Origin of the sequence: Peribacillus sp. NPDC097895 (genome assembly GCF_050277555.1) — a bacterium.
Taxonomy (GTDB): Bacteria; Bacillota; Bacilli; order Bacillales; family DSM-1321; genus Peribacillus.
On sequence record NZ_JBNNSH010000003.1, the window covers coordinates 495,803 to 517,219 of the forward strand.

Below are 21,417 nucleotides of genomic sequence, written 5' to 3' on the forward strand. Positions count from 1 at the left end.
GCCCGGACATCATTATAAGCAATACAGGCGTAAATTCCTGTATTGCTTATTTTGTATATAAACCAGTCTGGGATTCGCTTCTTTCATTGCCAGTTAGATAGTTTCCTCGATTAAAAGATAAAAGTTTCAGGGATATTTTCTTAACTGATTGCACAAACTAAATACTTAATGAAATGGTTTCAGAACGTATCCCAAAACCCCGATTCCGGCTCAAACATGGAAAAATATCTGTATTTATGGTATATATACAGGTAAAATTAAAAGAAGTATATAAATGAAAGAGGTCGAATTCTGTTGGAAAATAACTCTTCGAATTTTATTAAAAATATTATAAAAGATGATCTAGAGTCCGGAAAACATGATCATATCATCACCCGCTTCCCTCCTGAGCCAAATGGATATTTACATATCGGACACGCCAAATCAATCATATTGAATTTTGGAGTAGCTGATGATTTCAATGGTAAAACAAACCTTCGATTCGATGATACCAATCCATTGAAAGAAGATATCGAGTATGTCAATTCCATTAAAGAAGATGTTAAATGGCTTGGTTACGACTGGGATAACCTTTTCTTCGCTTCCGACTATTTCGATGAAATGTATAAAAGAGCTGTCTTGCTCATCAACAAAGGACTGGCATATGTGGACGACCTTAATGCCGACCAAATCCGTGAATATCGCGGAACGCTGACCGAGCCGGGGAAAGATAGCCCCTACCGCAATCGAACAGTCGAGGAAAACCTTGAACTATTTGAAAAGATGCGCAGCGGCGAATTCGAGAACGGCACAAAAGTATTGCGTGCAAAAATCGATATGAGCTCACCTAACATTAATCTGCGCGATCCTGTTATATACCGTATTTCCCATACTGAACACCATAATACAGGCAACAAATGGTGCATATACCCAATGTATGCCTTTGCTCATCCCATTGAGGATGCCATCGAGGGTGTCACCCATTCCATTTGTACACTTGAGTTCGAAGATCAACGCCCGCTTTATGACTGGATCGTTGAGAATTGTGAAATGGAAAGCAAACCAAAACAATATGAATTTGGCCGTCTTAACCTGACCAATACCGTAATGAGCAAGCGAAAACTGAAGCAGCTTGTCGATGAGGGCTTCGTGGATGGCTGGGACGATCCACGGATGCCTACCGTATCAGGCCTTAGAAGACGCGGATATACACCCGAAGCGATTCGTGCATTCTGCCAAGAGATTGGTGTTGCAAAAACCAGCGGTGTCGTAGACTCTCAAATGCTCGATCATTTCGTGCGGGAAGACTTAAAGCTGAAAGCTCCACGGACAATGGCTATTCTAAATCCACTTAAAGTGGTCATCACCAACTATCCGGAAGGAGAGGTTGAATGGCTGGATGCTGAGGTCAACCCGGAGGTTCCGGAAATGGGCACGCGACAAATTCCTTTCTCACGTGAAATATATATTGAACAGGACGATTTCATGGAAAACCCGCCGAAAAAGTATTTCCGACTTTTCCCGGGCAATGAAGTCCGTTTAAAACATGCTTATTTCATTAAATGTGAAGAAGTGATAAAAGACGAAGCCGGCAACGTCATCGAACTTCGCTGCACGTATGACATTGAAACGAAAAGCGGATCTGGTTTCACTGGCCGTAAAGTAAAAGGTACTTTGCACTGGGTCGAAGCTTCACAAGCCGTTTCAGCAGAGTTCCGTAATTACCAGCCTTTAATTTTGGATAAGGAAAATGAAGAGGAAGAAGAAAAATCATTCTTGGAGCGGGTAAACCCTGAATCCATAGAAATTTTACAAGGGTTTGTCGAGCCTAACATGAAAGATGTTAAGCCTCAGGATAAATTCCAATTCTTCAGACATGGCTATTACAATGTTGATTCCAAACTCACTAGCGCCGATCACTTGGTCTTCAACCAAATTGTTGGATTGAAAAGTTCCTTTAAATTATAAAATCACCGAAAAGAACCAGGTCCCTAAGTAGGATTCTGGTTCTTTTTCACTCTCAACCCACATCTATCAATTACCCTCGTAAAGTTTGATCCCTTGCTTGGCAAGAGCCTGTTTTAGTGTTCCATGAGTCGAAACCTGACTAAAATCAAGACCTAACTGAATCGATGTCTGGGCCACTTCAGGGCGAATTCCTGAAATGGTCGATTGTATGCCTAACAAGTTCAGGGTACTTATCAATTGGTAGACCTGATGGGCAACCATCGTATCCAAAAGGGAGACTCCCGATAAATCGATGAATAAGTGAGAAACATTTTTGCTAATGCATTTGATTGGAGTCTTATCCAAAATTTCCTTTGCACGGAAGGTATCGATTTCACCGATTAACGGCAATACCGCAATGGCGTCAACAATCGGAATGACAGGTGCTCCTAATTCATTTATCAGATTCTGTTGAGCTCGCAAACGCTCACTTGTCAAAAGATAATACTGCACAGTGAACTCGCGGTTCAATTGATCGAATGCGCGATTAATAAGCTGGCTCCACCGAATGATTGTTTCCTTCGTAATTTCCACATCATCCTGAAGCATATAGTCAGTGATAAAACCCCAGTATGTTTCCCGCACCTTATTAAGCGCTTCCAATACTTCATAAATAGGCGTATCCGATTCAACCCTGCTTTTCGCGACGAGTGTTGCCCACTGATCCATACTTTCTACAAAAGCCGTTTTATCCTCAAGTAAAGCATTGGTCACTGTCTTGATGGTCAACGTGTTCTGTTTCCAAAGGAGCTCCTCAACTCCTTCATCACTATCCACTGAATAGATCGACCCAATCTGCCTTTCGCGTAAAGCCAGCCAGTTTTCTGTAATTGTGGAAGAGTTATCAAGTATGTATCGGTATAAATCCTCATCTAATTTGTTCATATTTGTTCCCCTATCTAACTATTTATTTCATTTTAAAAAGCAATAATAAATCGCCATATCCCTCTCTCTCCATTTCATTTCTAGGGATGAATCGAAGGGCTGAAGAGTTTATGCAGTATCTCGTGCCTTTAGGACTGGGGCCATCAGGAAAAACATGTCCAAGATGTGAATCAGCATCCCTGCTGCGTACTTCGGTCCGGGTCATCCGATGGCTGAGATCCACTTTTTCATTGACACTTGCTGACATGATGGGCTTCGTGAAGCTCGGCCACCCACATCCGCTATCATACTTATCCCTTGAACTGAATAGAGGCTCCCCAGAAACGACATCCACATAAATGCCTTCTTCAAAGTTATTCCAATAAGCATTTTCAAAGGGAGGCTCCGTGCCATTTTCCTGGGTGACATGAAACTGACTCTCGGTTAAGGTCGTTCTAAGATGTGCATTATCCTTAGGCCAATTTTCTTTTATGAAAGCATCACGTCCTGATCCCCTAAGATACAGCGCATAACGAAATTGATTTTTTCGATGGAAATCTTGATGGTATTCCTCAGCCGCGTAAAATTGCCCTGATGGTAAAATACCCGTCACAATAGGTTTTTCAAACCGCCCGCTCATCATTAAATCTTCCTTTGACCGCTCTGCCTCTTGTTTCTGACGTTCATTAAGATAGAAAATGGCTGCCTTATATTGCCTTCCTCTATCGGAGAACTGTCCACCGTCATCTGTAGGATCAATTTGCTTCCAAAATATCTCTAATAATGCTTTATAGGAAATGATTGATGGATCGAATACCACTTGAACCGCTTCAACATGATCAGTCGAACCAGTAATCACCTGTTTATAACTTGGTGCGACTGAATTACCGCCTGTATAACCCGATGTCACTCTAATAATTCCATCCATTTCATCGAAGGGAGCAACCATACACCAAAAGCAGCCTCCAGCAAAGATTGCCGTTTCATTCTCCTCCTTCATTGTCCTCCTCACTCCCTTTTCCATTTCATGACCAGTCATTTTATGTATTATATATCAGCACGCAAATTACCTTCAAATTCCAAAAATAAAAGAGGCACTTAGGAGTAAACCCAAGTGCCTCTTATCAATACCGTTACTTAAAGTATCACACTGACGATGATTGCTGATAGGATGCTGACAAGAGTCGCACCGTATAGCAACTTCAAGCCGAAACGTGCCACAACATTTCCTTGTTTTTCATGTAGGCCTTTAACAGCACCTGCAATGATTCCGATAGATGAAAAATTCGCGAATGAAACCAAGAAAACCGAAACGATTCCTACCGTCCTTTCGCTCAAGGCTGCTGATGCGTCCCCTAAGCTCAGCATGGCAACAAATTCATTAGTTACTAGCTTTGTCGCCATGATACCGCCTGCAGTCACGGTTTCTGAAATCGGTATCCCCATGATAAAGGCAAACGGGGCAAAAATATACCCCAAGATGTCTTGGAAACTGATGCCGATGATCATATCGAATAAGCTGTTGATTCCTGCAATTAGTGCAACGAAACCAATTAACATCGCGGCTACAGTGATAGCAACCTTAAATCCATCCATGATATATTCCCCAAGCATTTCGAAGAAAGACTGCTTCTCTGCCCCTACTTCAACAGGGAGAATATCATCTTCATCCGTTACCGTATAAGGGTTAATAATGGATGCAATGATAAATCCGCCAAACATGTTAATAACAATAGCCGTCACAACATACTTTGGTTCAATCATGGTCATATAAGCACCGACAATCGACATCGATACGGTTGACATGGCTGACGCACAAAGCGTATACATACGTGATGGCGGAATGGAACCCAGTTGCTTCTTCAAGGTTATGAAAACCTCGGATTGGCCGACAATTGCTGATGCGACCGCATTGTAAGATTCCAATTTCCCCATTCCATTAACCTTACTCAGCAGGAATCCTATCCACTTCATGATGAAAGGAAGGATTTTGAAGTGCTGTAATATCCCGATTAATGCCGAGATGAATACGATAGGAAGAAGGACATTTAAAAAGAAGGGCGATGCTCCTTCGTTTACAATCCCACCGAATACAAATGTAATCCCTTCATTTGCCCATTCTAATAGTTTTCCAAAACCATCGGCAATCGAATTGATGATCACTAAACCAAACTTCGTATTTAATAATAGATAAGTTAAAATAAGCTGCAAGATCACCATGAGGATAATCGGTTTAATTTTAACTTTCTTCCGGTCACTACTCGCTAATAAAGCTAGTCCAAAAACAATGAGCAGTCCTAAAATTGCTATCAGAAATTTCATATTCTGCCTCCACTAAGGTGAATTTAATGATCGTGCATTAAGAATAGGGTACCCTCAAAAAATTTATGCAAACGTTTTCTCTTTTATCCAAAATACTTGTACGTACCTCTCAGAAGTATATATTAAACCAATATTTTTTCAAGTGCAATTATTATTTCTCTTTTTATACTAACAATTAGTGACAATATTGGATTTCGTGCATTAAAAAAGAAGGTTTCCCCCAAAAGGAACCTTCTCTTTTAGCAACCGAAACATCAGCTTTCCTTGAAACATGTTTTTATAAGGATGGACTTTTTAGGCTGCCGTTTTTCTGGACATCACAGATATCACCAAGCCTGCGCCTCCAATCACAAAGATGATGATGGATGTAGCCAAGCCGCCTGCCCCTTGATAAAAGTCGATAAATTGGCCTGCAAAAGAGTCTCTGCCTTGAAAACCGCCCCCGCTTGGCATCTCTCCTGGAGTTCCAGCGCCTTGGGGAGTTGCCCCCATATTGCCCTGTGTAACATTAGTTGTCGTTTCCGTAGTTGAATCATCGGTTGCAGAACTGCTATTAGTTGAATTTTCCGTACCATCGGATTCTGTTGTGTTGCGGTCAGCAGGCTGACCCATCATCGCCTGACGATTCATGGGTTCATTGCCGCTTCCATTCACATACATCATGATCCCGATAACTGCTTGTGCCATTAAAAGGATCGAAGCCAATATTCCAACCAAAAAGTGTAACTTACCAAGTCTTTTCATCATTGATTCTCCTCCAAAATTTTCTTATAAAAAGATTATCTAAAAAGACCCTTAATTTTTCCTTAAGTAACAAGGAAAAAAGTAAGGGTCTTTACTATTGGATGACATCTTACGTTAATTTTTCTTTTGATTTCTAGGAAAAGTGATTTCAAAACGGGTGTGTTCATTCTGTACACTCGTAACCTTGATGGTTCCTTGATGTGTGTTTACAATCCACTTAGCAATAGATAAACCTAAACCGGAGCCTTCATTTGCTGAACGGGATTGCTCCACTTGATAAAAACGATTAAAAATCAAAGGGATTTCTTCCTGTGGAATGCCCTTTCCATTATCCTCTACAGAAAGAATGATGGATGAAGCATTCTTGATGCAGGAAAGGGATATTTCCCCGCCTACCTCCGTGAACTTCATGGCATTATCCACCAATATCACCAATAGCTGATGAATCCTCTCTTTATCCCCAAGAAACACGACTTGTTCGGGAGCATGGCTAGTTATTGATTTTTCTTGAAAAGAAGCAATATCCGTATATTGTTCCACTATATCCATAAGTAAGTCATCGAGGAAAAAGTTCGATTTTTTAACCTCCATTTGATTCGAATCCGTTCGGGTCAAGGTTAAAAGACCGTTAACTAGCTTATTCAATCGGCGGACTTCTTTTGAAATGATGGATATATCGACGGCCTTTTCCTCGATTGTCGCGTTCGGTGATTGAAATAGCAATTCAGCCCGCGATTGAATGACGGCAAGCGGCGTTCGGATTTCATGCGAAGCATCCGAGACAAACTGCTGCTGCTGATCCCAGGATTTCTTGACCGGGATCAGGGCCCGTCCTGCCAGAAGATAGCCTGCGCCTACCGCAACCAAACTTCCAATTCCTCCACCAACGAATAATATGAGCAACAAGCGATCGAGCATATCTTTTTCTGTATCCACATTCCTGATGAATTGTACGGCCATCTCTCCATAATCCGTATCGACCTTGGTGGAAAGTGCACGATACGTGTATCCATTTACCGATATTTCTTCAATCTCATCAAAAGTTTTAGGGAAAAATTGCTGTTCATTGACCTTAAAAAAATGGTCTTCACTCAGTCTTGGCTCAATGATCGTATCATCCGGTCCCCAAACGATGACACTTGGTCCCGGTCCTAAGAGAAACTCACCTTGCGGACGTCCGCCCGGCATGCCCCCATGATTGAAATCCCTGTAATCCTTTTTAAGTGAATCATTGACATCCCTATAGATCTGATTTTCCGTATAGAAATAAATCGTTCTGCTTAATATGGCTATTAAGACAATAAAGACGATAGAATTCAATAATGTTAGTTGAAGCCGTGTTTTTTGGAACATAATGATCCCCTTATGGTTGTTTTAACATATAACCAATACCCCGAACGGTTTGAATATCTTTATGATAATTGAAAGGTTCCAATTTTTTTCTAAGGTGATGGATGAACACTTCCACAATGGCAATCGTCGTATCTGAATCAAACCCCCAAATGCGGTCGAAGATCTGCTCTCGGGTCAATATTTTCCCATTATTCTGAATGAGATACTCAAGTAATTCATACTGTTTCAAGGTCATTTTAATGATCTTTCCATCAACCAATATATCCTTTTCTCTTTCCAACAATTCAATTCCACGATACTTCACATGCTGCTCTAATGATAAAATACCACTCCTGCGAAGGAGAGCACGTATCCTGGCTTTAAGTTCTGGTGCTTGAAACGGCTTGACTAAATAATCATCGCCCCCCATCTCCAAGCCTCTGACACGATCCTCAAGCGCATCTTTTGCCGTCAAAAACAATACGCTTGTATCGATCCTTGCTTCCCTGATTTTCCGAACAATTTCAAATCCATCCATTCCCGGAAGCATTACATCCAATATAATGATATCGTATATACTTTGCAGGGCCATGAATAATCCATCATCCCCATTATTCGCTGTATCGACTTCATATTCATCCGTCAGAATTTGCCGGATCGATTCTAATAATGAAACATTATCTTCAACCACCAAAATCTTCATATAGAGTTCCCCTCCTGACCGTTTCAATTGCGATATATGTTGATTTTATCCTTTTTCATAAGCAAAAGAAAGCGGGCTTATTATAGCCGCTTTCCTAAAATTTGCATATTCATTCGTGACGCAGTGCCTGGATTGGATTCAATTTAGATGCCTTATTTGCAGGAAAAACGCCAAAGATTATACCGATTAATATGGAGAATAAGAAAGCCAACAGTGTCACCGACCATGAATAACTAATCGTTAAAGTTGAAAAAACGGAAACCAATTTAGCGATCCCCAATCCAATTCCAACACCCAACAACCCTCCTAAGCAGCTCAAGGACATCGCTTCAATTAAAAACTGAAGAAGGATGGATTTCCGATTCGCACCAATTGCTTTTCTAATCCCTATTTCTTTCGTCCTCTCCGAGACGGAGACCAACATGATATTCATGATTCCAATACCGCCTACAAGTAACGAAATGCTCGCTATACCGCCAAGCATGAGAGTGAAGGTATCCGAAACAGAGCTCATTGTATCCATCAGATCTTCCTGATTGGACACCGAATAATTGTCACTCTGCTCCGGGAATGATGTAGTCATCGTCCCTTGTACCTGGTACATCGCCCTCTCTACGATATTCTCATTTTTGGCTTTTAAATATACCGTTCCGATTGTTGTGCTGCCCGTAGCCCGTTCGGCAGTAGTGATCGGTGCAATGATTACATCATCACCGCTCGAACCCATTGAGGTGCCGACTGACTTCAAAACACCGATCACTCGATAGGAAACACCGCCGATAAGAACGCTCTGGTCCACCGCTTTTTGATTTTCAAAAAGCGTATCAGCTGTATCTGACCCCAAAACAACAACCTTAGAACGTAACTCCGTTTCCATATCCGTTAAAAAGCGGCCTTGACTAAGCTCTAAATCCCTCACTGATAAGTAGGAAGAAGTTGTGCCTGTCATTGAAACCTGTGCCGAAGCTTCACCGTTTTTAGCATAAACTCGTCCAGTGACAACAGGCGCAACATCCGATATCCCGTCCAAGTCTTTAAACTGTTCGATTATGTCATCCGTCAGCTTCACGGAATCCGTATCCGTAACACTTACCGTTAACAGGTTCGTTCCCAAGCTGTTGATCTCATCCTGAACGGACTGTGAGGAGCCCTGTCCAATCGAAACCAGGACAATCACAGAGGCAACTCCAATAATGATCCCAAGCATCGTTAAAAATGCACGGACTTTATTGGTTTTGATACTGCGTATAGCCATCTTCACTGATTCGCTCAGGTTCAATCCAATCACCTCCGTTTTCAAATAGCTGACCATCCTGAATCCGAACGACACGTGTAGCTTCTTTTGCCACTTCCAAGTCGTGCGTTATAAGAATGATTGTTTGTCCCTGTTGGTTTAAATCTTTCAGCATTTGCAACACTTCTTTACTCGTCTTACTATCAAGAGCCCCTGTCGGCTCATCCGCCAATAAAACGGGAGGGTTACCTGCAAGTGCCCTTGCAATCGCAACTCTTTGCTGCTGTCCTCCTGAAAGTTGAGTAGGCAAATGATTAACCCGGTCACCCAGGCCTACCATATCGAGACAGGCATTGGCCACCTCTATTCTTTCCTTTACACTTACGCCTCTATAGACCAGAGGAAGTTCGACATTTTCCAACGCTGTCAATTTTGCCAACAGGTTGAAATTTTGAAAGATAAATCCTATTTTAATGTTGCGAATGGCAGCTAACTCATTATCCTTCATCTTTTCCACTTCTTTTTCATCTAGAAGATATTCACCTGTATCAGGCTTATCAAGGCAGCCAAGCATATTCATGAACGTCGATTTCCCTGATCCGGATGGTCCGATGATAGAAATGAAATCCCCTTTATTGATTGTAAGACATACATCTTGAAGTGCCTTGACCGTTTCACCGCCTAATTCATACGATTTAGACATGTTCTTAATCTTTATGATGGGTTTCGCCATATTACTGACCTCCCTTGCCACTTGGCATTCCGCCACCGCTTGGCATCCCGCCGCTCGGCATTCCGCTGCCACTCTGCATTCTTAATTCGCCTTCTTGGCCTCCCCTCATCCCATCGCCGCCACTGCCAGTGGAGCTTTCATTGATGGTAATAGGTAAGGAAACATTCTGGCCCTCTTCAAGACCTGAAGTTATTTCGATATATCTATCGTTACTGATTCCAGTCTCGACCGCTGTCTTTGTACTAGCAGCTCCTTCAGTTGCACCGGATTGTTGTATATTCACATATTTCTCTTCACCGTCCATTTGGACTGCTTCAATCGGAACATATAAAACATCTTTTACACTATTCGTCACAATGCTCACTTCAGTCGACATCCCAATTTTAATATCACCGGGTTTATCAATTTTGATGTTAACATCGAACGAAGAAACTCCATTCTCATATGTACCTTCTTTTGCTACACTGGTCACTTGGCCCGTGAACGTTTCATCTTCAAAAGCACTGGCTTTTATTTCAACTGTTTGTCCTTTTTTAACACTTGGAACATCCAATTCATCAACACTGATCGTAGTTTTCAATTTTTTATAATCCGTTACATGTGCCACAACCTCACTGCTTGATACACGATCCCCTTCTTCTACGTCCAATGTTGTTACAGTACCATCGAATGGGGCCGTTATCGGGTCACTTCCATTCGAGAAGGTAATCAGTTCATCACCCTTCTCAACCAATTCATTTTTCTTTACAAGAACTTCATCCACTTCATCCGTTACCGATGAAGTGAGGTCCTCACTATTGATTGCGGCGACCGACCCAGAACCGCTTATTTGAACTTTAAGATCTCCCTTTTCTACTGTAGCCGTCATCGTCTTTGCAACGACGGGCTTTGCATTGTCCTTCATGAAAAACCAAAGGCTTCCTCCAATGACCAACACTAAAACCGTACCTATCATCATCCACTTTTTCATCATTTTGCTCCCTTCAGATTTCCTTCGTTGAAGCAAGTATCGTGAAAGAAGCTTAACTTTTCCTTAATGATCCGTTTTTTAATTTTCATGGTTGTTGTTCGTATAGCCCCTTACTCATTTCCCTCTATAAATAATTAACAAAATGTCGAACGAAAAAGTCTTTATTTTAAAATTTTAAATTTACAATATATTCCGAAAAATATATACTGATACTGTTATCAGGTAAATGGTAATGAAATCCAAATCGAGATTCATGAAGGGGGAACCAACTTGGCATCAAACGATTCAATAGCAAAGGAAACCGAAGTGAGCGCTTCCAATGACTATACCAAGATTGTCCAATCACACTCTTTTCAAGAACTCCTTAGGAAAAAACGCAATTTCATTGTCCCACTATCCATCTTTTTCATGGCCTTTTATTTCACCTTACCTATACTAACTTCCTATTCTAAAGTTCTTAACTCTTATGCATTTGGGGCAATCAGTTGGGCATGGGTCCTGGCCTTCGCTCAATTTATCATGACCTGGACATTATGCATCCTCTATTCCCGGAAGGCTGCTACTTTTGACCAATTAGTTGAAGAAATCGTTAAAGAAGCGAAAGGATAAAGGTGAATTCACAATGAATATACTTGCATTTATATTATTTTTAATCATTGTTGGGCTAACATTGGTCATTACCTACTTTGCTTCAAGGCGAACGAAAACGACAGCGGATTTTTATACGGCGGACAGTTCTCTGACTGGCTGGCAGAATGGGTGGGCCATTGCGGGTGATTATATGTCAGCCGCCTCATTTTTAGGAATAGCCGGAATGGTTGCACTCTCTGGATTTGATGGTTTTTTCTACAGCATAGGATTTCTGGTTGCTTATCTAGTCGTTCTTTATATTGTGGCAGAACCGCTTCGTAACCTTGGTAAGTATACACTTGCGGACATGATCGCTGCCCGTTTTAATGAAAAGAAAGTACGCGGGGTGGCTGCCCTTAACACCATTTCCATTTCAACCTTTTATATGATTGCCCAACTGGTAGGTGCAGGTGCCCTTATAAAACTCTTACTTGGAATTGATTATCTATACTCTGTCATCATTGTAGGTATTTTAATGACCGTCTACGTAGTATTTGGCGGAATGACGGCCACCAGCTGGGTCCAAATCGTAAAAGCCATTTTATTGATGGCAGGGACATTCATCATTTCCATTATCGTGCTGGCGAAATTCGACTTTAGCGTGATCGAGATGTTCAATCAGATGAAAACAGCCACCCCTTTAGGCGGGGATTTCCTCAATCCTGGTAACAAATTCAAGGATCCATTGGATACTTTATCACTTAATTTAGCGCTTGTGCTCGGTACAGCTGGACTTCCTCACATTCTCATCCGTTTCTTTACGGTAAAAGACGCCATCACAGCACGAAAGTCCGTCGTATATGCCACTTGGATCATTGGCATCTTTTATATCATGACCATTTTCCTTGGCTTCGGGGCAGCAGCTTTTGTCGGATACGACAAAATCATAGCCGCGAATGCGGCTGGTAATATGGCCGCTCCACTTCTTGCCGAAGCCATCGGAGGCGACTTCCTGTTTGCCTTCGTGTCTGCAGTTGCATTCGCTACTATTTTAGCTGTTGTAGCAGGTCTCGTTCTATCGGCAGCTTCCGCTTTTGCCCATGACTTTTATGGCCACATCATTCGTAAAGGTCAAGCCACTGATAAAGAACAAGTCGTTGCAGCTCGTTGGGCATCCATCGGGGTATCCGTTCTCTCCATCATCCTTGCTTTATTTGCCCAAAACATGAATGTTGCGTTCCTTGTTTCACTTGCCTTTGCCGTCGCTGCCAGTGCCAATCTGCCAATCATTGTCTTCACGGTATTCTGGAAACGCTTTAACACAGCAGGGGCTGTCTCGGGTATGATAGTGGGACTGGTCAGTTCATTATTACTTGTGTTCCTAAGTCCAAATGTCTGGTCACCTGTAGAGGGAGCGGCAATATTCGTTGGAGAACCATTATTCCCACTTGCTAATCCAGGCATCGTCTCCATTCCAATAGGTTTTATCGCTGCCATCGTCGGGACATTGCTGTCAAGCAAGAAAGCTGATGCCAAAAAATACGACGAAATATTGGTTACAGCTAACACTGGAATGAAAGATTCTTTATAAGCCAGATTTATTATTATCTTAAAATATTAAAAAGAGAAAGAAGATCCAGGTATTCCCCCCTGCTCTTCTTTCTCTTTCTTTTGTAATCATAATTATCCGGAAGGTTGAATACCCTTAACATTTCCTCTAACTTCGCAACCTTGTCTTCCTTCTATTGTATTTAGTCACTAACTGATTCATGACTTCTGCAAAGATCAATCCCATTGCAATGGCACCAGCCAGCATGAAGACCTTTGCGGCCAATTGGACCGCTGTATAAAAATCATTTCCGACAAAATGTTTCATTGCATCATATGATAAACCGCCAGGCACAAGGGGGATGATTCCCGAAACATTGAAAATCGTGATTGGCATTTTATACCTTTTAGCAAAATACTGGCTGATAACCGCTACGATAAATGAAGCAGCTAAGGTTGCAATGATGCTGTTTATCTCATTTTCAACCAGATAAAAGTATAAGACCCACCCCAGCATCCCTACAGAACCACATTGTATCAATGAATTTTTCGGTACATTAAAAATGACTCCAAAGGCGGCTGAGGCAATGAAACTTGTAATAAGCTGTGCTAACATCCTTCTTCCTCCCCTTAAATCATAAGAAAACAAATGCAGCCGATATTCCTGCCCCAATGGCCAAAGCTGTTAAACCTGCATCCACACCCTTGGAAATACCCGAAACTAAATGACCTGCAATTAAATCCCTGGCTGCATTCGTAATTAACAGCCCGGGCACAAGCGGCATCACCGATCCAATGATGATCTTATCCAAATGAGTACCTACACCAATTTGGACAAAGAACACGGCTGCCAGACCTACAACTAAAGAGGCAATGAATTCGGCAAAAAAACGAACCTCCAATAACCGATGCAAATAAAACAGACAAGAGAACCCCAGCCCTCCTGCAATGCAGGACCAAAAGAAATCATTCCACTGTCCTTGGAACATGATTAAAAAACAACCGCTCGCTATAAAGGCAGCAAAGACCTGAACCCACATTGGATAACCCATCCCAGCCTTTTCGATTTGTTTTAACTGTAAAAAGGCTTCTCCTGGCGTCATTTCCTTGCTGGAAATGCTTCGGGATATACTGTTAACCAGCGTTACCTTGTGTAAATCAGTAGACCGTTGGGAAACCCGGATTAATTTAGAGGCTGGATGCATACCGTCAAGAGAAAAAATGATTCCAGTTGGTGTTGAAAAGCTGTGTGAGTCTCCGCATCCAAACGCTGCTGCAATTCTAACCATCGTATCTTCCACCCGCGAAGTTTCTGCTCCGTTCGAAAGCATGATTTTCCCCGCAAGTAAACATACATCTATAATTTCATTGTATTGTAACTGATCTTCCATTTTATCCTCTCCATCACTTTCTGCATGAGTTTCTCTCATACACAGATCACGAAATTTACCAGTTTAAATCCACCTCATGATAGCCCAATTCTTGAGAAAAGGGTAGAAAAATATTTCCTTCGTTCATTATCATTAAAAATTAAATGCAGCATTGCCATCCTTTGTTGCAGTATTCCCTTTTTTTCAAGCAAAAACGCCCAGTTAATAGAAAAAAGAATGCAGCAAGAAGCCTGCATCCTCTTTTTATGTTCTGTTATCCGCAACCCTTTACGGATTCACGCTTTTTTTGAATAAAGCCATCCACGGTTTTATTAAACAGCTCGCTTTCTTCCATAAATGGACAATGGCAACTATCTTCAAAGATAACTAGTTCGGAGTTCGGGATATTTTCATGCAAATGTTCTCCTGCAGCTACCGGAATGACTTTTTCATGTCTTCCAAAACAGAGAAGCGTGGGAACCTTGATATCAGGCAAAAATTCACGATAGTCAACAATCGATTGGTCAAATAGAATGGCACTGGCAATGGATTCAGGCATTTTGGTCACTTCCCCAAGCATCCAGCTTGCATCCTCCACAGATAATTCATTTTTAAACATGGAGGAAAGGAAGCTTTGTAAAAACGGGGAACGATTATTTTGTATTTCAGTCATGAAGGCAATCAATGTGCCAATATCAAAAGCACCGATATCAAAATCGGGCCACTTAAAATCCGAGGCCAATTCATCGACAATCACTGTTGAATGAATATTTCCCTCGCCGAATTGCTTGAGGTAATCCCAGACGACAAAAGCCCCCATCGACCAGCCTACAAGTATGACATCCTTTAATCCCAGTTTACTAATGAATGCATGAAGATCTTTAGCATAAACGGATACCGTATTTCCGTAATGAACATGATTTGACTGGCCATGGCTTCTTAAATCAAGTAGGATCGTTCTATATTTTTCTGAAAAGTACGGAAGCTGCCTTCCAAAGAACCGACTGCTCATCCATACTCCATGGATAAAAATAATGGGCCTCCCCTGGCCCTTTTCTTCATAAAACAATCGGACGCCTTCTTCCACCTCAATGAGTGACATTATATACCTCCTTCACCATATATTAGCAAACCATTCCCTGTTATTATTTATTGCGCTTTATCTTTTAACATTCCTTCCTATAAAAAAATATTGTCAAACCTCCTTTTAGAGTTGATAATGAAGTATATTTTTATTGACATCAACATCCTGAAAGGACGGAAATTTAATGAAGAGCTTTATTAAAAACTATCGGTCCTCTTTAATATTACTGACTGCCATTATTATAGGCGGAATAGCGGGCGTCGTTTTCGGGGAGAAAACCTCGGTCTTACAGCCGCTAGGGGACTTATTTCTAAACCTGATGTTCACGATCATCGTGCCATTAGTATTTTTCAGCATTGCTTCAGCGATTGCCAATATGAGCGGAATGAATCGTCTTGGCAAAATTATGGGTAGTATTGTTGTCGTTTTCCTGACAACTGCCGCTTTAGCTGCCGTCATTGGATTTATTGGGACAACCATCGTCAATCCCTTGGAAGGCACAGATACGACGGCCATTAAAGAACTGATGGAAAAGAGTTCCTCTGAAGAGACCATCGAAGAAGTTTCTTTTTTCAGTCAACTGGTCAACACAGTAACCGTGTCCGACTTTCCTGAACTGTTCTCCAGAAGCAATATGCTTCAGCTTATCGTTTTCTCTGTATTAATCGGACTTTCCACTGCACTGGTCGGTGAGAAAGCAAGACCGATTACCGAATTTTTGACAGCTGGTACAGCTATCATGATGAAGGTCGTCAAAATCGTCATGTACTATGCCCCAATTGGACTTGGTGCTTATTTTGCGACGATAATCGGTCAGCTGGGGCCACAGATTTTAGAAGGTTATGCCCGCACTTTCAGTCTTTACCTTGTCTTGGCCTTGATTTATTATTTCGGATTCTTCACTTTGTATGCCTTTATCGCAGGGGGGAAAGATGGCGTTAAACTTTTTTGGAAAAATGCCCTGGCGCCCTCCATTACAGCCATCGCAACTTGTTCAAGTGCCGCGTCCATTCCAGTCAACCTGGAATCGGTCAAGAAAATGGGTGTGCCAAAGGATATAGCGGAGACTGTCATCCCACTTGGAGCCAACATGCATAAAGATGGTTCTGTATTTGGCGGGATAATGAAAATCGTTTTCCTATTCAGCTTATTCGGAAAGGATATGACAAGCATTTCAAGCATTTTAAGTATACTTGCAGTTGCCTTTTTGGTTGGGGCTGTTATGGGTGCCATTCCCGGGGGCGGGATGATTGGGGAAATGTTGATTCTTAGTGTATTCGGCTTCCCTGTTGAAGTCCTGCCGATCATTGCTGTTATATCCACGATTATCGATGCTCCCGCTACACTGCTTAACTCAACGGGAAACACGGTTTGTGCCATGCTTGTCACAAGGCTTGTTGAGGGGAAAAACTGGTTAAAGCAAGCATTCGTTAAAGAAAATTCGCCCGTATGATTCTATAAAACATCGAACTGATTCCTGGTTAACTAGGGGTCAGTTTTTTCATTTTCACGACTTTCCCTCAAACCGTTCATTAATTGACAAGGGGTTCCTTCCCCTTACATAGAATTAAACATTGAAGGAGGGAATGAAATGCTAATGAAATGCTTACCTGCTGCAATTCTTATCACGGGACTATTATATATTTTTTTTATACCGGAAGAGCCTTTAATCATTAAAATCATGTTCAAGATCATTCCCATGTTATTGATTTTGCTTTTTGCCTACAAAACAGAGGGAAGACGGGAACGTTACCAACCTTTAATACTTCTTGGTTTATTCTTTTGCATGCTTGGAGATGGTTTGTTAATCTGGTTCGTCATCGGGCTTTCCGCCTTCTTGATCGGCCACCTTTTCTACATTGCAGCATTCTTTAAACTATGGACCTTTTCATGGCTTCGATTCGCGACGATTTTTCCGATTGGCATTTACTCTACTTTGATTGGTCGTGAAATTGTAGTTTCTTTAATTGAAAAAGGTGAAAGTAGCCTCATCATCCCTGTCATCTGTTATGTAACGGTCATCTCCCTCATGGGCTGGGCGGCATTTATGACGGGTAATGCCGCCGCAATCATCGGCGGCGTTCTGTTCGTGATTTCCGACTCCATTTTATCTTGGAACAAATTTATCGGTGATGTTTCCTATTCTGGTCCGCTGATTATGCTTACCTACTATGCAGCCCAGTTTTGCATCGCTAACAGCATTCGCATGAAACCTTCTTTCCTTTATCGAAAGGTTTGAAGAGTGAACGGCCAAACCTTTGAATTCCGAATATCCGTTCGTTTCACATGAAACAATTTTTCATTAAAAAAGGCATTCACAGCTCTAATGGAACTGTGGACGCCCTTTTTCAACCGTTAATTTTCTTAATGAAGACTACTTTTAAATAGTTGCCCTCCTTATATTCAGAACTTGTTTTAAAATCTGCCGGTAATGAAAATTCTTCTAGGAGCTCGTATTTCCCATTCATTTCCCTGAAGGCAATGTCAATGAAGCTCTTGAATTTTTTCATGTCAAACGTACTGCAATTAGTTGATGCGATAATGACCCCATTGTCTTCTGTAATGGAAATGGTATCCTTCAATAGATTCGTATAGTCTTTTCCGGCACTGAAAGTAAACTTTTTCGATTTGGCAAAGCTAGGTGGATCGAGGATGACCATTTCAAATTTCAAAGCCTTCTTCACTGCGTATTTAAAATACTTAAATACGTCCATCACCACAATATTGTGAGCTTCAGGATCTATTCCATTCACACTGAACTGTTCGATCGTCTTCGGTAGACTGCGATTCGCCAGGTCAACACTCGTTGTTTTAACAGCACCGCCTAAAGCGGCAAACACGGAAAATGCCCCTGTATAGGAGAACATATTCAACACAGTTTTCCCTTTTGCATATTCATCCCGGATTTTCCTTCTAACATCGCGCTGATCAAGGAAGACGCCAACCATTGCCCCATCATTCAAATAAACAGCGAAATGGACTCCATTCTCCTTTACAAGAAGCGGAAATGTTGGCTGTTCACCCATGACAAAATCGTCTTCATCCACGTACTGCCCCTTTGTATCAAAGCGTTTCTTTTGATAAATCGATTTGACCTCGACTGTTTCCTGCAATGCCTTAATGATGTAGTCTTTAAAGGAATATATCCCTTTGCTATACCAACTAATGACATAGTGACCATCATAATGATCGATGATTAAGCCGCCAATTCCATCACCTTCCCCATTAAACAAGCGGAAGGCCGTAGTCTCAGTATCTTCAAAAAATGACTTTCGGACTTCATAAGCTGCCTGGATTTTGCCGTTAAAGAAGGTTTGATCGATTTTTTCATTTTCTCTTCGGGTCAATACCCAGCCATAGCCTTTGTTCTGTTTACCATAATACCCTTTTGCTAGAAAACGGTTGTTTTCATCCAACAAACGCACTAAGGATCCCTCTTCCTGAAGATCATTAATGTTGGATATAGACTCTTTAACAATCAAGGGAAAACCCTTGCCGATTTTACTCACGAACTTAGCTTTCACTTTTATATCTATTTCTTTTCCCATATATATCATCCTATCTATGCAAATGCTTTCCTTCCCATTTTACCCTAATCCCTTTATAAATAAAAACCAGCCTGGTTACTTAACCAGGCTGGTTTCTATAAAATTTTGATTATGAAACTTCTAAATGCAGATCGCCTGGTTTTACTTTACCCATCATCTTCAATACCCGATGCAAGGCAAGTGTGATCACAGCTGGCAATACCATACCCACTGCCACATAAACCAAGAACGTGTACAACCCTTGACCAGTTATGATGGCAATCGGGGCAATCATTGAACTTAACCCCATACCTCCAAGCTCATACGGCACTTGAAAATCGAATGCCAAGGTAGCGATAGGCGCACAGATGATTGCCGCCACAAAAGGCGGAACGACATATAATGGTTTTTTGATTAAGTTAGGAAATTGAACTTTTGGCGTAACGACCATCTGTGCCAGGAACCCACCCATATCATTATCTTTATAAGACATGACAGTGAAACCGACAAACTGAACGGTACATCCGATTAAAGCTGCCGCACTGGAAACGGGATCTAATTGCAAGGCGATCGCAAGGGCAGCGGATGACGCCGGTGTCATCAATAAAATGCTCCATACCAAGGCTATGACCATGGAACCGATTAAGGGTGAACCCTCGACCGCAGCGGTGGTTTGACTGCTTATCCATGTTAGGAATGGTGTGGTTACAAGAGCCAGACCATATCCCGAAACTCCACCGACAAGAACTGCCCCCATTGGGATGGCCATGATGTCTAACTTCGTTTTGCCGATTAGGCGCTTACCTATATATGTTGCAATTACCGCTGCCAAGACGGCACTTAGTGGCTGACCCGTTACAATCGTGAAGGCACCTTCAGCCGTCCTGTGAATGGCAGCACCTCCAACAGCACTTGAAGCCATGGCGCTAAAGATAATTAATGAATTTCCTCCTAGCTGATAGGCGATACCTGCTCCTAAAGCTGGCGCTAGCAAGACCTTTGCGGCCCCGCCTATTGCCAGGAAGGCCTCCCAACCTAAATATCCCCCTATGGATTCAAACAATAACCCGATCCCCAATGTAACCAAAACAGCGTTGGCTATCCCTGTTGATGCCTTGTACATTCGATCGCTGATGTATTTTTTCCTGCTCACTTTATCTCCACTCCTTATGATTATCAGAATATTCTATTTTAAAAAACCAAAAAAAAATTCATTTTTTCATACTAAAAGCCTAAGCAGTATATCAATCCGCTACCTATAGTCTGTCAGTATAATAACATGAATTTTCTGATAATGTAAGCATTAATTTTATTCTAATAAAATAAAAACGCTTTCATAAATATGGTTTTTACACGGTTTTACACAATAAAAACTAGTATTGTATTATTTCAAAATAAATTATCCTTTTTAAGAATGTGCTGCATGGTGATATTTCGATACATTTGCGGCCAAAAAAAAAGAACCCGATTCAAGGATTCTCTCACAAGCTGGATTTATGACTTTTCTAATAGAGACCCATCTCATTTCTATTGGAAACCTTCCAATGTTGCAAAGGTGTCCCTCAAAAATTGGTAAAATAATTTCTCCGTTGGCATCAATTCCCTATCAGTTGGAATTATGACTCCTACAGCCCTGGTAACGGATGGATCCACTAGCGGCAATTTAACCGTAAAACGAGGCAAGCTATCAATCAATGAAATCTCAGGTATCAAGGTTATACCCAGGCCTGCTGCCACAAGGCCTTTTATAGCATCCGTATCTTTCCCTTCAAATGCCACTTCCGGTTCAAAGCCATGCAGTTTGCAAGCGTTCACAACAAGATCCCTCAAAACATATCCCTTTGGAGATAGGATGAACGGATTTCCTTGAAGCTCATTTAGGCTTAGTGATTTCTTCAAGGCCAAAGGGTGACTTTCTGGTAAAAGGGCAACTAAGTTCTCAATAAATAGCGTTTCACCTTTAATTTTCTTTTCATTACTCGGCAGAGGACCAATCAGGGCCATGTTAATGTTACCTTTTATTACCGAATCTATCAGGTATCGATATGAACCCTGCTTCAATTTGAACTTCGCCTGCGGGTAACTTTCCCTGAAGTCGGAAATGGCCCTTGGCAATATATAAGAAGCTAAACTGCTGGGAAAGCCAATGAGGATTGTCCCTTTTTCTGGATCCAGACTTTCAGCCATCTCACGCTTGGCACGATCGATTATATCCATAGCTTGCTCCATATGAGCTAAAAATGTATGTCCTATAGGCGTCAATCTAATCTTTCGGCCTTCCCTGATAAATAAGGGCACGCCCAATTCTTCTTCTAAATTGTAGATTTGGCGACTGACAGCAGACTGGGCAACATGCAAGTCCACTGCTGCTTCCGTCATATGTTCACGCTTTGCCACTTCAATGAAATATTCGATTTGCCTTAATTCCAC

Annotated in this window: 20 protein-coding genes; 5 read left to right on the top strand and 15 right to left on the bottom strand. The window is 41.6% G+C overall.

Annotation, left to right across the window (positions count from 1 at the left end; genetic code table 11):
- Nucleotides 1-294: 294 nt before the first annotated feature.
- Nucleotides 295-1,947 (top strand): glutamine--tRNA ligase/YqeY domain fusion protein, encoded by a 1,653-nt coding sequence (locus tag ACQKMH_RS18655; protein ID WP_427588925.1) that lies wholly within the window; start codon nucleotides 295-297, stop codon nucleotides 1,945-1,947.
- Nucleotides 1,948-2,013: 66 nt separating this feature from the next.
- On the opposite strand, the gene ACQKMH_RS18660 is transcribed toward ACQKMH_RS18655, so the two are convergent.
- The 9 genes from ACQKMH_RS18660 to ACQKMH_RS18700 all read right to left on the bottom strand — a co-directional run bounded on the left by ACQKMH_RS18660 (nucleotide 2,014) and on the right by ACQKMH_RS18700 (nucleotide 10,891).
- Nucleotides 2,014-2,871 (bottom strand): STAS domain-containing protein, encoded by an 858-nt coding sequence (locus tag ACQKMH_RS18660; RefSeq protein WP_427588926.1) that lies wholly within the window; start codon nucleotides 2,869-2,871, stop codon nucleotides 2,014-2,016.
- A 22-nt stretch (nucleotides 2,872-2,893) separates the two neighbouring features.
- Nucleotides 2,894-3,850, bottom strand: a complete 957-nt coding sequence (gene msrB / locus ACQKMH_RS18665; protein ID WP_427588927.1) for a peptide-methionine (R)-S-oxide reductase MsrB — start codon at nucleotides 3,848-3,850, stop codon at nucleotides 2,894-2,896.
- A 137-nt stretch (nucleotides 3,851-3,987) separates the two neighbouring features.
- Nucleotides 3,988-5,172: a NupC/NupG family nucleoside CNT transporter gene (locus ACQKMH_RS18670; RefSeq protein WP_427588928.1), complete on the bottom strand. Its 1,185-nt coding sequence runs from the start codon at nucleotides 5,170-5,172 to the stop codon at nucleotides 3,988-3,990.
- 294 nt (nucleotides 5,173-5,466) lie between these two features.
- Nucleotides 5,467-5,919 (bottom strand): hypothetical protein, encoded by a 453-nt coding sequence (locus tag ACQKMH_RS18675; protein ID WP_427588929.1) that lies wholly within the window; start codon nucleotides 5,917-5,919, stop codon nucleotides 5,467-5,469.
- Between the two features lie 111 nt (nucleotides 5,920-6,030).
- Nucleotides 6,031-7,269 (bottom strand): sensor histidine kinase, encoded by a 1,239-nt coding sequence (locus ACQKMH_RS18680; RefSeq protein ID WP_427588930.1) that lies wholly within the window; start codon nucleotides 7,267-7,269, stop codon nucleotides 6,031-6,033.
- A gap of 10 nt (nucleotides 7,270-7,279) precedes the next feature.
- Nucleotides 7,280-7,951 carry a response regulator transcription factor gene (locus tag ACQKMH_RS18685; RefSeq protein WP_427588931.1) on the bottom strand — a complete coding sequence of 224 codons (672 nt, stop codon included), beginning with the start codon at nucleotides 7,949-7,951 and terminating at the stop codon, nucleotides 7,280-7,282.
- 109 nt (nucleotides 7,952-8,060) lie between these two features.
- Nucleotides 8,061-9,251 carry an ABC transporter permease gene (locus ACQKMH_RS18690; RefSeq protein ID WP_427588932.1) on the bottom strand — a complete coding sequence of 397 codons (1,191 nt, stop codon included), beginning with the start codon at nucleotides 9,249-9,251 and terminating at the stop codon, nucleotides 8,061-8,063.
- A complete protein-coding gene (locus ACQKMH_RS18695) occupies nucleotides 9,178-9,918 on the bottom strand; it encodes an ABC transporter ATP-binding protein (RefSeq protein ID WP_427588933.1) in 741 nt (246 codons plus the stop codon). Before ACQKMH_RS18695 ends, ACQKMH_RS18690 begins: the two co-directional genes overlap by 74 nt.
- 1 nt (nucleotide 9,919) lies before the next feature.
- A complete protein-coding gene (locus ACQKMH_RS18700) occupies nucleotides 9,920-10,891 on the bottom strand; it encodes an efflux RND transporter periplasmic adaptor subunit (protein WP_427588934.1) in 972 nt (323 codons plus the stop codon).
- A 267-nt stretch (nucleotides 10,892-11,158) separates the two neighbouring features.
- Here ACQKMH_RS18700 and ACQKMH_RS18705 point away from each other — a divergent pair, with 267 nt between their 5' ends.
- Entirely contained in the window at nucleotides 11,159-11,497 is a 339-nt protein-coding gene (locus tag ACQKMH_RS18705; protein WP_427588935.1) for a DUF485 domain-containing protein, read from the top strand.
- 13 nt (nucleotides 11,498-11,510) lie between these two features.
- The gene (locus ACQKMH_RS18710; RefSeq protein ID WP_427588936.1) at nucleotides 11,511-13,049 is read left to right on the top strand and encodes a solute symporter family protein; all 1,539 of its coding nucleotides are present in this window, start codon (nucleotides 11,511-11,513) and stop codon (nucleotides 13,047-13,049) included.
- 126 nt (nucleotides 13,050-13,175) lie between these two features.
- Here the strand turns inward: ACQKMH_RS18710 and ACQKMH_RS18715 are convergent, their stop codons facing one another.
- The 3 genes from ACQKMH_RS18715 to ACQKMH_RS18725 all read right to left on the bottom strand — a co-directional run bounded on the left by ACQKMH_RS18715 (nucleotide 13,176) and on the right by ACQKMH_RS18725 (nucleotide 15,478).
- Complete coding sequence (locus tag ACQKMH_RS18715; RefSeq protein ID WP_427588937.1) at nucleotides 13,176-13,622, bottom strand: threonine/serine exporter family protein; 447 nt, start codon at nucleotides 13,620-13,622, stop codon at nucleotides 13,176-13,178.
- A gap of 19 nt (nucleotides 13,623-13,641) precedes the next feature.
- Nucleotides 13,642-14,397 (bottom strand): threonine/serine exporter family protein, encoded by a 756-nt coding sequence (locus ACQKMH_RS18720; RefSeq protein WP_427588938.1) that lies wholly within the window; start codon nucleotides 14,395-14,397, stop codon nucleotides 13,642-13,644.
- 253 nt (nucleotides 14,398-14,650) lie between these two features.
- On the bottom strand, nucleotides 14,651-15,478 hold the full coding sequence (locus tag ACQKMH_RS18725) for an alpha/beta fold hydrolase (protein WP_427588939.1): 828 nt from the start codon (nucleotides 15,476-15,478) through the stop codon (nucleotides 14,651-14,653).
- A gap of 166 nt (nucleotides 15,479-15,644) precedes the next feature.
- Between ACQKMH_RS18725 and ACQKMH_RS18730 the strand changes: the two genes are divergently transcribed.
- Complete coding sequence (locus ACQKMH_RS18730) at nucleotides 15,645-16,913, top strand: dicarboxylate/amino acid:cation symporter (protein ID WP_427588940.1); 1,269 nt, start codon at nucleotides 15,645-15,647, stop codon at nucleotides 16,911-16,913.
- A gap of 138 nt (nucleotides 16,914-17,051) precedes the next feature.
- Nucleotides 17,052-17,699 carry a lysoplasmalogenase gene (locus ACQKMH_RS18735; RefSeq protein WP_427588941.1) on the top strand — a complete coding sequence of 216 codons (648 nt, stop codon included), beginning with the start codon at nucleotides 17,052-17,054 and terminating at the stop codon, nucleotides 17,697-17,699.
- 109 nt (nucleotides 17,700-17,808) lie between these two features.
- Here ACQKMH_RS18735 and ACQKMH_RS18740 read toward each other — a convergent pair whose 3' ends face one another.
- The 3 genes from ACQKMH_RS18740 to ACQKMH_RS18750 form a co-directional block, all read right to left on the bottom strand.
- Entirely contained in the window at nucleotides 17,809-19,008 is a 1,200-nt protein-coding gene (locus ACQKMH_RS18740; protein WP_427588942.1) for a class I SAM-dependent rRNA methyltransferase, read from the bottom strand.
- Between the two features lie 109 nt (nucleotides 19,009-19,117).
- Nucleotides 19,118-20,110, bottom strand: a complete 993-nt coding sequence (locus ACQKMH_RS18745; RefSeq protein ID WP_427589009.1) for a PTS transporter subunit IIC — start codon at nucleotides 20,108-20,110, stop codon at nucleotides 19,118-19,120.
- A gap of 404 nt (nucleotides 20,111-20,514) precedes the next feature.
- On the bottom strand, nucleotides 20,515-21,417 hold the full coding sequence (locus ACQKMH_RS18750) for a LysR family transcriptional regulator (protein WP_427588943.1): 903 nt from the start codon (nucleotides 21,415-21,417) through the stop codon (nucleotides 20,515-20,517).

Bases quoted from the DNA above. Each gene is read 5' to 3' on its own strand.
- ACQKMH_RS18725 (WP_427588939.1), bottom strand. From the start codon at position 15,478: ATGTCACTCATTGAGGTGGAAGAAGGCGTCCGATTGTTTTATGAAGAA.
- ACQKMH_RS18675 (WP_427588929.1), bottom strand. From the start codon at position 5,919: ATGATGAAAAGACTTGGTAAGTTACACTTTTTGGTTGGAATATTGGCT.
- ACQKMH_RS18710 (WP_427588936.1), top strand. From the start codon at position 11,511: ATGAATATACTTGCATTTATATTATTTTTAATCATTGTTGGGCTAACA.
- ACQKMH_RS18670 (WP_427588928.1), bottom strand. From the start codon at position 5,172: ATGAAATTTCTGATAGCAATTTTAGGACTGCTCATTGTTTTTGGACTA.
- ACQKMH_RS18685 (WP_427588931.1), bottom strand. From the start codon at position 7,951: ATGAAGATTTTGGTGGTTGAAGATAATGTTTCATTATTAGAATCGATC.
- ACQKMH_RS18720 (WP_427588938.1), bottom strand. From the start codon at position 14,397: ATGGAAGATCAGTTACAATACAATGAAATTATAGATGTATGTTTACTT.
- ACQKMH_RS18660 (WP_427588926.1), bottom strand. From the start codon at position 2,871: ATGAACAAATTAGATGAGGATTTATACCGATACATACTTGATAACTCT.
- ACQKMH_RS18745 (WP_427589009.1), bottom strand. From the start codon at position 20,110: ATGTACAAGGCATCAACAGGGATAGCCAACGCTGTTTTGGTTACATTG.
- ACQKMH_RS18730 (WP_427588940.1), top strand. From the start codon at position 15,645: ATGAAGAGCTTTATTAAAAACTATCGGTCCTCTTTAATATTACTGACT.
- ACQKMH_RS18735 (WP_427588941.1), top strand. From the start codon at position 17,052: ATGCTAATGAAATGCTTACCTGCTGCAATTCTTATCACGGGACTATTA.
- ACQKMH_RS18695 (WP_427588933.1), bottom strand. From the start codon at position 9,918: ATGGCGAAACCCATCATAAAGATTAAGAACATGTCTAAATCGTATGAA.
- ACQKMH_RS18715 (WP_427588937.1), bottom strand. From the start codon at position 13,622: ATGTTAGCACAGCTTATTACAAGTTTCATTGCCTCAGCCGCCTTTGGA.
- msrB (WP_427588927.1), bottom strand. From the start codon at position 3,850: ATGAAGGAGGAGAATGAAACGGCAATCTTTGCTGGAGGCTGCTTTTGG.
- ACQKMH_RS18740 (WP_427588942.1), bottom strand. From the start codon at position 19,008: ATGGGAAAAGAAATAGATATAAAAGTGAAAGCTAAGTTCGTGAGTAAA.
- ACQKMH_RS18680 (WP_427588930.1), bottom strand. From the start codon at position 7,269: ATGTTCCAAAAAACACGGCTTCAACTAACATTATTGAATTCTATCGTC.
- ACQKMH_RS18700 (WP_427588934.1), bottom strand. From the start codon at position 10,891: ATGATGAAAAAGTGGATGATGATAGGTACGGTTTTAGTGTTGGTCATT.